Annotated in this window: 14 protein-coding genes and 1 pseudogene; 8 read left to right on the top strand and 7 right to left on the bottom strand. The window is 68.8% G+C overall.

Annotated elements, in window-relative coordinates:
• The first annotated feature begins 321 nt into the window (after window positions 1–321).
• The 4 genes from NGH83_RS12380 to NGH83_RS12365 all read left to right on the top strand — a co-directional run bounded on the left by NGH83_RS12380 (window position 322) and on the right by NGH83_RS12365 (window position 2,018).
• The gene (locus NGH83_RS12380) at window positions 322–804 is read left to right on the top strand and encodes a DUF2975 domain-containing protein (RefSeq protein WP_251856561.1); all 483 of its coding nucleotides are present in this window, start codon (window positions 322–324) and stop codon (window positions 802–804) included.
• A complete protein-coding gene (locus NGH83_RS12375; RefSeq protein ID WP_251856560.1) occupies window positions 804–1,022 on the top strand; it encodes a helix-turn-helix transcriptional regulator in 219 nt (72 codons plus the stop codon). The genes NGH83_RS12380 and NGH83_RS12375 overlap by 1 nt, the downstream gene beginning before the upstream one ends.
• 49 nt (window positions 1,023–1,071) lie before the next feature.
• On the top strand, window positions 1,072–1,404 hold the full coding sequence (locus NGH83_RS12370) for a DUF2185 domain-containing protein (RefSeq protein ID WP_251856559.1): 333 nt from the start codon (window positions 1,072–1,074) through the stop codon (window positions 1,402–1,404).
• Window positions 1,405–1,502: 98 nt separating this feature from the next.
• Complete coding sequence (locus tag NGH83_RS12365; RefSeq protein ID WP_251856558.1) at window positions 1,503–2,018, top strand: bifunctional nuclease family protein; 516 nt, start codon at window positions 1,503–1,505, stop codon at window positions 2,016–2,018.
• 9 nt (window positions 2,019–2,027) lie between these two features.
• Here NGH83_RS12365 and NGH83_RS12360 read toward each other — a convergent pair whose 3' ends face one another.
• The 4 genes from NGH83_RS12360 to NGH83_RS12345 all read right to left on the bottom strand — a co-directional run bounded on the left by NGH83_RS12360 (window position 2,028) and on the right by NGH83_RS12345 (window position 5,041).
• Complete coding sequence (locus NGH83_RS12360; protein WP_251856557.1) at window positions 2,028–2,384, bottom strand: hypothetical protein; 357 nt, start codon at window positions 2,382–2,384, stop codon at window positions 2,028–2,030.
• Entirely contained in the window at window positions 2,381–3,223 is an 843-nt protein-coding gene (locus NGH83_RS12355) for a glycosyltransferase family 2 protein (RefSeq protein WP_251856556.1), read from the bottom strand. Before NGH83_RS12355 ends, NGH83_RS12360 begins: the two co-directional genes overlap by 4 nt.
• Before the next feature lie 69 nt (window positions 3,224–3,292).
• On the bottom strand, window positions 3,293–4,672 hold the full coding sequence (locus tag NGH83_RS12350; protein WP_251856555.1) for a carboxylesterase family protein: 1,380 nt from the start codon (window positions 4,670–4,672) through the stop codon (window positions 3,293–3,295).
• 87 nt (window positions 4,673–4,759) lie between these two features.
• Window positions 4,760–5,041, bottom strand: coding sequence for a Fe-S cluster assembly protein HesB (locus NGH83_RS12345; protein WP_251856553.1), 282 nt, complete (start codon window positions 5,039–5,041; stop codon window positions 4,760–4,762).
• Window positions 5,042–5,484: 443 nt separating this feature from the next.
• Here NGH83_RS12345 and NGH83_RS12340 point away from each other — a divergent pair, with 443 nt between their 5' ends.
• Window positions 5,485–9,240 (top strand): DUF4011 domain-containing protein, encoded by a 3,756-nt coding sequence (locus NGH83_RS12340; RefSeq protein WP_251856552.1) that lies wholly within the window; start codon window positions 5,485–5,487, stop codon window positions 9,238–9,240.
• 1 nt (window position 9,241) lies between these two features.
• Window positions 9,242–9,415, top strand: coding sequence for a hypothetical protein (locus NGH83_RS12335; RefSeq protein ID WP_251856549.1), 174 nt, complete (start codon window positions 9,242–9,244; stop codon window positions 9,413–9,415).
• 590 nt (window positions 9,416–10,005) lie between these two features.
• On the opposite strand, the gene mscL is transcribed toward NGH83_RS12335, so the two are convergent.
• Entirely contained in the window at window positions 10,006–10,491 is a 486-nt protein-coding gene (gene mscL, locus NGH83_RS12330) for a large conductance mechanosensitive channel protein MscL (RefSeq protein WP_251858532.1), read from the bottom strand.
• A 6-nt stretch (window positions 10,492–10,497) separates the two neighbouring features.
• Here mscL and NGH83_RS12325 point away from each other — a divergent pair, with 6 nt between their 5' ends.
• Window positions 10,498–10,677: a hypothetical protein gene (locus NGH83_RS12325; RefSeq protein ID WP_251858575.1), complete on the top strand. Its 180-nt coding sequence runs from the start codon at window positions 10,498–10,500 to the stop codon at window positions 10,675–10,677.
• A gap of 14 nt (window positions 10,678–10,691) precedes the next feature.
• On the opposite strand, the pseudogene NGH83_RS12320 reads toward NGH83_RS12325, so the two are convergent.
• Window positions 10,692–10,832, bottom strand: a pseudogene (locus NGH83_RS12320) (FmdB family zinc ribbon protein); the annotation flags it as partial.
• 32 nt (window positions 10,833–10,864) lie between these two features.
• Entirely contained in the window at window positions 10,865–11,458 is a 594-nt protein-coding gene (locus NGH83_RS12315) for a 5-formyltetrahydrofolate cyclo-ligase (protein ID WP_251856547.1), read from the bottom strand.
• A 40-nt stretch (window positions 11,459–11,498) separates the two neighbouring features.
• Here NGH83_RS12315 and galU point away from each other — a divergent pair, with 40 nt between their 5' ends.
• Complete coding sequence (galU, locus tag NGH83_RS12310) at window positions 11,499–12,389, top strand: UTP--glucose-1-phosphate uridylyltransferase GalU (RefSeq protein WP_251856546.1); 891 nt, start codon at window positions 11,499–11,501, stop codon at window positions 12,387–12,389.
• The last annotated feature ends 40 nt before the right edge of the window (window positions 12,390–12,429 follow it).

Raw genomic sequence — 12,429 nt, 5'->3', positions numbered from 1 at the left:
TGACGCCGGGGTGAACGCGAAGCGACATCCGGCGCAGCAGGCACTCCGCCTTTCCCGCCTGTGTGACGGACCAAATGCAGGAGATTCTGCCGAGCAGCCCCGATTCGCGCCCGAATACGCCCCTTCTGACGAGAATCTCCTGCATTCGGTTCGGCACCTCGGGCTGTGACTGACCAAATCAAGGAGATTTCGGGTCGCGCGAGCTCGGATCGGCATGGAGTTGTGACTGAGGCGTGCTTTTTCCTTGATTCGGTCCGTGAGCGCCGAGGAGTCCGGGGAGGGGCTATTGACTTCCGATCGTTAGCTATCGAGAATCGATAGATGAGTCGTCTCGTCATCGCCGGCCTCCGCGTCCTCGTCGTCTCGATCGTCTTCGGCATTCTGGTGGTGCAGGTCTTCGCGATCCCCGCCATCGGGCGCGGTGTCACGAGCGATGCCGGTCTCGACGAGTTCGGCGTCGCCTACGCGGTCGCCGGCATCGGAGTCGGGGTGTGCCTGCAGGTCGCGCTGGTCGCCGTGTGGGCGCTACTGTCGCGCGTGCGCCGCGACGCGATCTTCACCGACGGCGCCTTCCGGTGGGTCGACGTGATCATCTGGAGCGGCGTCGTCGCCACGGTGCTGCTCACCGCCGTCGCCGCGCACATCGTGCTGGTCGTCGAGCCGCGCCTCGACGCACCCGGATTGATCGTGATCATCGGGGGAGCGGTCATCCTCGCCGCCGCCTTCGTGCTGCTCATGGTGGTCATGCGCGGGCTGCTCCGCAGCGCGACGAACCTCCGCGACGAACTCGCCGAGGTCGTCTGATGGCGATCATCGTCGACATCGACGTCATGCTCGCCCGCCGCAAGATGTCCGTCGCCGACTTCGCCGACGCGATCGGCATCACCCCCGCCAACGTCGCCGTGCTGAAGAACGGGCGCGCCAAGGCGGTGCGCTTCACGACGCTCGACGCCATCTGCCGCGTGCTCGACTGCCAGCCGGGCGACGTGCTGCGGTGGACTCCGGATGACGACTCGACGTGATCGACGTGCGCGCCTTCCCGAGCCGTGCGACGCCCACTAGCGTGGCCGCATGACGGGTAGCGAGCAGGTCACTTCACTGGTGTCGTCCGACGTCGTGAGCGGAGGCGCCCCCATCCGCTGGGCATTCCGACGTGAGCCCGACGGTCCCGGCGACACCGGCTGGCGGCTCTACTCGGGCGCGCTCGACGGCGACATCGACATCGAGGACGAGGGCAGGCTGATCGAACTCGACTACGCCGCCGTCGTCGCGATCGAGCCGGCGATGGTCGCACTCTGGTCGACTCCCGTGGGGGCGGACCTGCAGTTCATCCGTCCCGAGTCAGGCGACGTCCTCGTGTGGGACAACAGCACCGACAAGCCCTTCGAGTACCTGGCGGGCTGACCTCCCCTGGGTGGGTGCAGTGAGGCGGCGCCGCACCCTGCCGTCGGTCATCTGCGAGTTCTACCATTGCGGCGAACGGCGTCGGAAGGTGACTCGCCATGGTCCAGGTCAACATCGCCGGGGTCGCCCTCGACGCGCTCGGTCAGCACATCATCCTGTTGAAGCCGCTCGACGGCGACGGCGAGGCGGAGCGCCTGCTCCCGATCTGGATCGGTGAGCAGGAGGCGACCTCGATCCTCATCGCCATCGAGGGCGCGGTGCCGCCGCGACCGCTGTCGCACGACCTGATCCGCAGCCTCGTCGACGCGTTCGGCGCCCAGATCGACCGGGTCGAGGTGACGCGCATCGAGGACGGCACCTTCTACGCCGAGATCACGGTGCAGACCCCGATCGGCAGGCGAGTGCTCGACGCGCGCCCGTCCGATGCGATCGCCGTCGCCTCGCGCACCGGTGCGTCGCTCTTCGTCGCGGACGCGGTCTTCGACGACGCCGGCATCCCCGGCTCCCTGATCGCGACGGAGCAGGACGACGATTCGGCGGTCGAGGAGTTCCGCGACTTCATCGAGCACGTCGAACCCGAAGACTTCGAGGGGCCCGCCGACCCCGGGAAGTGAGAGGAGCGCTCAGTCGTCGAGCAGCGCTGCCACCTGAGCGGCGCCGCCGTCGACGATGACGCGCGCCACGGCAAGCCGTACCCGCGGCCAGTCCGGGTGGTCGGCGACGTCATCGAACTCACGCGACAGTTCTGGGCGTCGCTCTGCGAGGCGCCGCTCGAACGGGATCCGCTGACGGGTATCGTTCGTGATCTCCTCGTACCAGGTGTAGATCGAGGTGATCGGCGACGGCGGCCCGACCTTCGCCTTCGACGGGCTCAGAGCGAGTTCGGTGAGGCGGACCGCCGCGGAGACGAGCCGGCGGCCGTCGCTCGTCGCCACGACGGCGCGGATCTGATCGAGATCCTCGTCGGCGGGCCCGGTCACGCGTCGACGGCGGAGGTCTTCGACGACACTCGTGCGTCGTGGAGCGCCTCGACCTTGCGCTCGAGGTGCAGCGCGGGATAGATGCCGAGGAAGACCGCCATCGGAGCCAGCAGGCCGGGGTCGTGGATGCCGTGGTGGGCGTAGGTGCGCTCGAAGCGCTGCACGTAGAAGAGGTAGTCCTTCGGCGCCGAGTCGAGACGCCGCGCGGACATCCCGGCGACCATCGCGGGAACATAACCGACCTTGAAGCCCTTAAGCGCGAGGTGCACCGAGAGGTCGAGGTCCTCGTGCATGAGGTCCTCGCGGTCGAGGCAGACCTCGTCGCGGACGGCGAGCCACGATCTCTTCGTGAGCGCCATGTTGCTCCCGAAGAGGAACACGTACTGGCCGGCGAGCTTCACCATGATCTGCCGCATCGTGTCGTCGGCCTGATGACCGAACTTGCGCAGGGGCATGTCGTAGTACTCGACCGGACCGCTCGCCGCGTCGAACTCGCCCGTCGCGAAGGCGTTCTTCACCTGCTCGACCCAGTCGGGCTCGATGGCGGAGTCCGAGTCGATGCGGCCGAGGATGTCGCCCGTCGCCGCGTCGAATCCCGCGTTGCGAGTGGGGGTGATCCCCTGCTCCTCGGTCTGGGAGATGAGGCGGATGTTCGCCTCGGGGAAGGCCGCCTGCATCGCCTCGACGGCCGCGCGGGTGCCGTCGGTCGAGCGGTTGTCGACGACGACGATCTCCTCGGCGGAAACGGTCTGGTCGATCGCCGCGAGCAGGCAGTGCCGGATCGTCTCCTCTTCGTTGTAAGCGGGGATGACGATCGAGACGGTGAGCTCCTGAGCCATTCCGCGAAACTATCGGTCCGGACGCGGCCGACGCGAGAGGCTCGGAGCCCCCAGAACGGGTCGAGGGGGTCAGCGGATGCGGGCGCGTTCGATCGTGATCGGCACCCCGGCCGAGGCGGTCGCGTCGGCGGGGAGGGCGCCGGTGCGCGCGAAGTCCGCCCACAGTGCGCGGAACCCGCGCCCGATCGCCGACAGCTCCCGCGGCTTCACCTGGCCGAGCACGCCTGCGCGTCGCCACAGCGGCCCGGGGAAGAGGAGCGGGAGCTCGACGGTGTGGGTGGCGCCCATCCGGCTGCCGCGCGGCCGCCAGGCCAACTCGTAACGGGTGACCTTCGCTCCGCCACGTGCCAGCAGCGAGGCGAAGCGGCGCCCCGACGAGCGGTACACGCGGTCGGTCGTGAAGTCGAGCAGCATCGACCGCAACACGGGGCCGAGGCGGGGGAGGGCGAAGAGCTTCTGCAGGGGCGGGAGGATCTCGGCGAACAGCGACGTCTCCTCGGCGGTCCATCCGATGAGGACGTCGTAACGGTCGGCGACCGCTCGCCACGCGTCGAGCGCCTCCTTCTCCGGAGGAAGCGGCGCGAAACCGTACTGGGTGCCGAACGACATGCCGGCCCGAAGCCCGAAGCGTCCCGCCGCCTTCTCGGCGCGTGCCTCGGCCTCCTGCAGCACCGGCAGTGGGGTGTCAGCGTCGAGCGGGCCGGTCGCCGCCGCCATGATGCGGTTCATCCGGGCGCGGCGCGAGCGGAGGCCGAACGGTGCGCTCTGGATGATGACGCGGCGGAAGAGTCCGTCGACCCCGTCGCTGATCATCAGGTGCGCGACGGCGTCACCGCCCGCCGACTGGCCGAAGAGGGTGATCGAGGTGGCGTCGCCGCCGAACGCGTCGATGTTCGCGTGCACCCAGCGCAGCGCCTCACGCAGATCGAGCAGCCCGAGGTTCGCGGGGATGTCGCCGCCGTTGCCGAGGAAGCCGAGCACGCCGAGCCGGTAGGTGACGGCGACGACGATGACGCGCTGCTCCCGGACCAGGGTCGAGGGGTCGAACAGCGGCAGGTCGCCCGCGCCGAAGACGTAGGAGCCGCCGTGGATCCACACCATGACCGGCACCCGCTCGCCCTCGGCGAGGTCGGCGGGCAGGGTGATCGACACGCGCTGGCAGTCCTCGGAGAACGTGATGGTGTGCAGCGGGTCGCCCATCACCTCGTTCGTGCGCGGCACACGCTGCGGGCAGGCGGGCGCGGGGTCGAAGGCGTCGAACGGCTCGTCGCTCGGAGCGACCGGGACCGGCGGCGCGAAGCGGTCGGCCGTCGCGTAGCGGATGCCGAGGGCGCGGACGACTCCGTCGGCGACGCGTGCCCGGTAGACGCCGGTCGGCGTCCGGAAGGTCCTCACCGCGTCCGCGGGCTCGGGTGCGTCCGTCGTCTCGAGGGTCTGCGCGTCGGTCACGCTCGAATGCTAGGCGTGGCAGGCCGAACAGACGATGAGAGCCGCCGACCCCGAGGGGCGGCGGCTCTCATCGAGGATCGGCCGGGTTCAGACGGCCTGCTGGGCGATGGCGAATCGCACTCCGCCCTCGTCGTCGACCTGCGCGTCGAGGATCTTGTCGTCGAGCACCTGGGCTGCGTCCTCGTCGAGGAAGACTCGGGCGCCCTCGCTGTCGACGACGGTGTCCGACGCCTCGGGATTGGGTGCGATGCCCAGGACGAATTCGGAGTCGCCGCCTCCTTGAATGCGGATCCCCGCGGTGTCGGTGTCGGGGGTCTGCGAGACGATCGTCTTGACAACGGTCGAAGCGGTGTCGGTGAGTGTCAGCATGGCTCTCCTTTCATCGGGCATGCCCACGGCATGCGGTCGGCCACGCTTCCGCACCGACCCGCGGCACGTCCACTTTTCGCGGCCATACTGCGCGGATGCTCAGGGCCTACGGACGTCCTGCCAAGGTCAAGCCCGGGAACGAACCTGTACTCAGTCGGCGAGCAGCTGGCGCATCTCCGACAGGTCGATGGGCTGGGTCGCGAGGAGGTCGATCGACTCGGCGGGCGCGTCGGAGAGAGGTGCATTCATGCGGAGGGATCCTTCGATGGGGGTGGAACGCGAGGAAGACGCTCACACGGTAGCCATCCGAGTTTGAGGAGACGCTGAATGGGTGCTGCGCTTCTCCGGTGACCGCGGAATCGCATTCATGACGACGCAAGAAACGACGGGACACCCCCTCTGATCTCCGGCGTTTCTGCGAGGTGTCGACCTACAGTGGCACTATGTGGCGTGCAGACAGGCGAACCCACGACGCGGAGCTCGGCTCCGAAGCGGTCGCTCCCCTCACTGCAGCGGTGACGGCCGCGCACACCCTCAGCGTCGGTGATCCGCGACTCACCCCGGTGAACGTCGCCGAGCCGGCGTGGGACAAGTGGCGCACCGAACTCGGCAAGGTCGGCGGCACCTCGCCGCTGCTGCACCTCGTCGACTCCCCGAGAACCCGCATCGAGCTGAGCTCCACGCACCCCGGCGGGCTCGCTCAGTTCATCACCGGCAAGGCCACCCTGCTGTCGAGCCTCGTCCGCGACGACCTTGCCTTCCGCACCGCGAGCATCGCCGCGTCCAACATGACCGCGAAGGGCATCGAGCTCAGCTCGACCCGCGGCATCGACTCCATCCACCTCGCCATCGGCATCGCCGAGTGGAAGTTCGAGAAGAAGGAGTATCGGGCGCCGCTGCTGCTGCGCCCGATGACCCTGCGCCGCTACGGCAAGGACTTCGAGCTGCGCCTCAAGGGAGCGCCGTTCCTCAACCCCGCGCTGGCGCGCGCCCTGCACGAGCAGTTCCAGATCACGCTCGACCCGTGGGCGTTCGTCGCGCTCGCCGGCCCGAACGACCAGTTCAAGCCGCAGCCCGTCATCGACCGTCTGCGCGGACTCACCTCGCATATCAGCTGGTTCAGCGTGCACCCGCGCCTCGTGGCCTCCTCGTTCGCCGAGGTGGCCCCGCGGATGCTCGCCGACGCGCAGAAGCTCGACCACCCGGTCATCGACGCGCTCGCCGGCAACCCCACCGCGCGCTGGACGATCTCCGAGTCGTACACGGCCGCCGAGCCGGTCGATCAGGACCACCGGCCGCCCGCGAGCGACACCCTGCTGCTCGACGCCGACTCGGAGCAGGAGATCGCGATCGCGCAGATCGCAGCCGGTAACTCGGTGGTCGTGAAGACCCTCCCCGGCACCGGCGGCACCCAGACGATCGTCAACGCGCTCGGCTGCCTCGTCGCCCAGCACAAGCGGGTGCTCGTGGTGAGCGCGCGTCACGCCACCCTGAAGGCGGTCAGTTCGCGGCTGTCCGAGATCGGACTGCCGGGCATCGCGATCGCTCCCCGCTCGGTGCGGCGCGACGTCATCCAGGCGATCAGCCGCAACGAGAAGGCCGGCAAGGTCAACACGACCGAGGTCGACGACGCGCTGCTGCGTCTGCGCTCGGTGCTGCTCGACTACCGCGGCGCGCTGTCGAAGCAGGATCCGCTGCTCGGCATCTCCGCCCTCGACGCCCTGTCCGAGCTCGCCCGCCTCGCGCTCCTGCCCGACGCGCCGCAGACCCACTCGCGGCTCACCGACCGGGCGATCGAAGCCCTTGGCGGTGACCGCGCCGGTGCCGCGCAGGCGCTCGTCCGCGCCGCCGCGCTCGGCGAGTTCCGCTATGGTCCGGGCGACTCGCCCTGGTACGGGGCGTCGTTCCCGACCTCCGCCGCGGCCGCCGAAGCGCACGGCATCGCCCGCCGCCTGCACGAGACCGAGCTGCCCCGCCTGCTCGAACGCGCCAACGAGCTCGTCGGCAAGACCCGCCTCCGCCCCTTCGAGAGCATCGCCGAGCTCGGCATCTACCTGCGCCTGCTGCTCGACATCCGCGAGACGCTCGACCGTTTCCAGCCCGTCGTATTCGACCGTTCGCTCGGCGAGCTGATCGCTGCGACCGGGTCGCGTCGCGACTCGGCGGCGATGAGCGGCGGCAACCGTCGCCGCCTGCGCAAACTCGCCCGCGAATACGTGCGACCCGGCGTCCACGTCGCCGACCTGCACGAGGCGCTCGTGCGCATCCAGCAGCAGCGGGTGCTGTACCAGCGCTTCGTCACCTCGGGAGTGACGCCTGAGATCCCGGTCGGCATCGCCGACGTGCAGGTCGCCTACGACCGCATCTCGAAGGATCTGCACGCGATCGACGAGCCGTTGGGCCTCACCGCCAGCCCCCGCTCGCTCGCGGCCCTGCCGATCCCTGAACTGCAGACGCAGCTCGAGGCCCTCGCCGCCGACTCCGAGGTGCTCGACAACCTGCAGGAGCGCACCGCGCTCATGACCACGCTGCGGGCTCTCGACCTCGACCCTCTGCTCGCCGACCTCGCGCGCCGTCACGTGCCCGAGGAGCGGGTCGCCATCGAGCTCGAACTCGCCTGGTGGACCTCGGCGCTCGAGCGCATGCTCCGCACCGACCGCGCCCTGCTCGGCGGCAACACGCAGGTGCTCGACCGGCTCGAAGCCGACTTCCGACTCGTCGACGAGGCGCACGCCGCCGGCGCCGCGCCGCAGCTGGCGTGGAGCCTCGCCGAGGCGTGGCGCATCGGCGTCGTCGACTGGCCGCAGGAAGCCGAGGCGTTGAAGCGGGTGCTGAAGAGCGAGCACGCCGACGCCAACACGCTGCACCGTGCGGCCCCGCACCTCTCGCGCATCGTCGCACCCGTCTGGCTCGTCTCCCCGTACGACGTCGACACCATCTCCGACGAGATCCCGTTCGACGCCGTCTTCGTGCTCGACGCGGGCGCTGTCAGCGTCGCCGAGAGCCTCGGCGCGATCCGCCGCGGACGTCAGACGGTGCTCTTCGGCGACCCGGTGACGCAGACGCCCACCGACTTCGAGATCGGCGTGAAGGACCTGAGCGGGGGAGTCGAGCACCACCCGCACGCGCAGAACGAACTCGACGCCCGCCACAACGACTCCGCGCTCGCGCGTCTCGGCGAGCTGCTGCCGACTCTCGAATTGACCCGCAGCTACCGCGCGGGCGGGCAGGACCTCGTCGAGCTGGTCAACCGGCGTTTCTACGGCGGCAAGATCCAATCGATGCCGTGGGCGGGCACCTTCCTCGGACGCGGCAGCCTCGTGCTCGACTACATCCGCGACGGGGGAGCGCTGCCCGATCCCGAGAGCGGCACCGTCGAGTCCGTCGACGCCGAGGTGGCGCGGGTCGTCGAGCTCGTGCTCGACCACGCCATCCACCGCCCGAAGGAGTCGCTGCTCGTCGTCACCGCGAGCCAGCGCCACGCCGTCCGTGTGCAGCAGGCGGTGCTCCGCGCGGTCGCGCGACGCACCGAGGTCACCGACTTCTTCCTGCGCGAGCAGTCCGAGCCGTTCATGGTCGTGACGCTCGAGCAGGCCGTCGCGCTCAGCCGCGACCGCGTCATCTTCTCGGTCGGCTACGGCCGCACCCCGCACGGGCGGATGCTGTCGAACTTCGGTCCGCTCGGCGAGCCCGGCGGCGATCGGCTCCTCGCCTCCGCGGTCACGCGGGCGCGTCGTTCGCTCGTCATCGTGTCGTGCTTCCGGCCGGAGGACATCGCCACCGAGCGAGTCGCGCATGGCGTCCTCGCCCTCGGGGAGATCCTCGCCGAAGCGGAGGCGCGCATCGCGCAGGAGCCGATCCCGGACGACAGCGACGCGATGCTCGTCGACCTGTCCCGTCGTCTCGAAGGCCTCGGCCTCGACACCGCGCTCGGCTACCGCGGACGGCTCGCGCTCGTCGCCTCGTACCAGGGCAAGGCGATCGCCATCGAGACCGACGGCATCGTCGGCGGCATGAGCCTCCGCGAGTCGTTGCGCCTGCGGCCCGACATGCTGAAGCGTCTCGGCTGGCACTACCTGCGCGTGCACAGCTTCGAACTGTTCGCCGACCCCGAGTCGGTGGCCCGCAAGATCGCGATCGCCCTCGGCGCTGTCCACCTGGCGCCGAAGACCGAGGCGATCCCCGTCATCGCCGGCTGACATGGCCGAGCGCAAGTCCCGACGGGTCCGCACCGAGCCGGTCCCCGGCAGCGACCCCACCCCGCAGTTGCCGAAGCGTGTCGAGCGAGCCGCGGAAGACGACGAGAAGACGTGGGGCGACCGCGACTCCGGCAACGACGAGCAGCTCCGCCGCGACGTCCCGCCCCACTACTGACCCGCTCCTTCACCGGCCGCTGACCGAATCAAGGAAGAAGCGGGGTCGAGTCACACGTTCATGCGGATCCGGGCCCCTCAAGGCGGCACTTTTCCTTGACTTGATCAGTCGACCGCCGTCGCCGGGGTGCGGTGGCTGACCAAATGCAGGAGATTTTGGCCGCAAGGGCCCGTTTTCGACCTCGAGGAGCAGGTCATCGCGAAAATCTCCTGCATTTGATCGGAGACCGGATGCCCGGCCGCTGCTCCACTGACCGAATCAAGGAAAAAGCAGGGTCGAGTCACACGTTCATGCGGATCCGGGCCCCTCGAGGCAGCACTTCTCCTTGATTCGGTCAGTTCAACCCGCGAAGGCCGCCGGGTGGAGGACCAAATGCAGGAGATTTTGGCGTTGCGGGCCTGATTTCCGCCCGAATCGAAGGTGCGGCGCGAGAATCTCCTGCATTTGGTCAGAGAGCAGGCGCCCGCCGCTCCTCCGCTGACCAAATCAAGGAAAAAGCGGGCGTCAGTCACACGTTCATGCGGATCCGGGCCGATTCAGCCCCGGATCTCCTTGATTCGGTCAGTGCCCGAGCGACGGGTGGAGCGAGGTCAGCTGGCGGGGGACTCGTCGCCGCGGATGACGGCGTGCTTGCCCGTAGTGGTCGGCACCGTCTCGGCGTCGGCGCGGGCGGCCAGCAGATCGCGGATCTCGGTCAGCAGCTCGGCCTCGGTCGGCGGGAGGTTCGCCGGAGTCGCGGCCTCCTCCTCCTTCTGCTGCTTCGCGAACGCCACCTTCTTCAGGTGATTGATCGGCACGACGAGCACGAAGTAGACGACCACCGCGACGATCAAGAACTGGATGACCGCGGCCAGCACCGCGCCGAACTGGAGGGTGGCGGTGCCGCCCGACGTGGTTGGGATGTCGATGGGGAACGCCTCGTTCAGCGTCGATGCGTCGAAGAGCGCACCGATCGCCGGATTGAACACGCTCGCGACGATCGTGTTCACGATGGCGGTGAACGCGGTTCCGATGACGACCGCGACCGCGAGGTCGATGACGTTGCCGCGGAGGATGAACTCCTTGAACCCGTTCAACACGCCGTGCTTCTTCTCGTCGCTCACGCTGCCCCTCCCGATGCCGAACCACTCGAACCGCTGCTACCCGAGCCGCCCGAAGACGACCCCGTCGACGTCGACGTCGACGACCCCGATGACCCCGACGAGCTCGACCCGTTCGACGACGAGCTCGCGGAGCTCGAGCCGCGCGAGTCGGTGCGGTAGAACCCGGACCCGTTGAAGGTCACGCCGACGGGGCTGAACACCTTGCGCAGCGGTTGGCCGCACACCTCGCACGTGGTCAACGCGTCGTCGGTGAAGGACTGAACGATGTCGAACGCGTTGCCGCAGCTCGTGCACTTGTAGGAGTAGGTAGGCATGGTCTCTCTCTGCCGATCAGGCGGCGGTCCCGTCAGCGCGCGGGACGGAAATCGAGGGTGCGCGTCGGGGTCACGGCCCCATCGACGGGCTGATCGTGACGCTCTCGAGGCACCTCGTCGAGCACTTCGGTGTCGAAGACTACCGCGTACACGGGAGGGCAGTTCTCCATCGATCCGAGCGTTTTGTCGAAATAGCCCCGCCCCCATCCGAGGCGCACGCCGTGGTGGTCGACGCACGCCGCCGGAACCAGGATCAGGTCGACGTCGTTGATGGCGGTGGGGGCGAGAAGCTCTCCCGCGGGCTCGGGCATTCCGAACAGTCCGACCTCTTCGTCGTCCTCGTCGGTGGCGGTCGCCCAGTCGAGCAGGCCGTCGGTCCGAGCGATCGGCAGGAGGATGCGAATATCTCGCTGATCAGCCCATTTGAGGAACGGGCGGGTGTCCGGCTCGTCGTTCGTGCTCAGGTAGCACGACACGGAAGAGGCCCCGGTCGCCTCCGTCAGCGAGATCAGCCGGGCGGTGAGACCCTCGGTCGCCGACGCGCGTTCGGTCGAGGTCATGTTGCGTCGTCGCTCGCGCAGCTCGGCGCGCAAGGCCCGCTTCTCGAGGCTCAGGTCGGCCGGCATGAGGACGATTTTAGAAGGCATCTCCCTATAACCTGTGCAAATGGCCTCGCATATCACCAAGGCAGTGATCCCCGCTGCCGGTCTCGGCACCCGTTTCCTTCCCGCCACCAAGGCGATGCCGAAGGAGATGCTGCCCGTCGTCGACAAGCCGGCGATCCAGTACGTCGTCGAGGAGGCCGTCAACGCCGGGCTGCACGACGTGCTCATGGTGACGGGGCGCAACAAGAACGCGCTCGAGAACCACTTCGATCGTGTCGCCGAGCTCGAGGCGACCCTCGAGGCGAAGGGCGACCTCGCCAAGCTCGAGCGCGTCAACGAGTCGACCGGCCTCGCCGACATCCACTACGTCCGCCAGGGCGACCCCAAGGGTCTCGGGCACGCCGTGCTGCGCGCTGAGATGCACGTCGGCGACGAGCCCTTCGCGGTGCTGCTCGGCGACGACCTGATCGACGAGCGCGACCCGCTGCTCGACCGCATGATCGAGGAGCAGCTGAAGCGCAACGCGACGATCGTCGCGCTGCTCGAGGTCGACCCGTCGCAGATCCACCTCTACGGTGTCGCCACCGTCGAGGAGACCGACGAGGAGGACGTCGTGCGCGTCACCGGGCTCGTCGAGAAGCCCTCGCGCGAGAACGCACCGTCCAACTACGCGATCATCGGCCGCTACGTGCTCCGCCCCGAGGTGTTCGAGATCCTCGAGCGCACCGAGCCGGGCAAGGGTGGCGAGATCCAGCTGACCGACGCCCTGCAGGAGATGGCCGGCGACGAGAGCATCGGCGGTGTGTACGGCGTCGTGTTCCGCGGCCGCCGCTACGACACCGGTGACAAGATCGACTACATCAAGGCGATCGTGCAGCTCGCGAGCGAACGAGACGACCTCGGCCCCGAACTGAAGCCGTGGCTGAAGGACTTCGTCGAGACGATCGACTAGTCTCACTCCTCTCCCGACGGGATCTCCGCCGGTAACCGAT

The sequence above is a fragment of the Herbiconiux sp. L3-i23 genome, from assembly GCF_023734115.1.
Taxonomy (GTDB): domain Bacteria; phylum Actinomycetota; class Actinomycetes; order Actinomycetales; family Microbacteriaceae; genus Naasia.
This window is presented reverse-complemented; position numbering and strand designations above follow the sequence as displayed.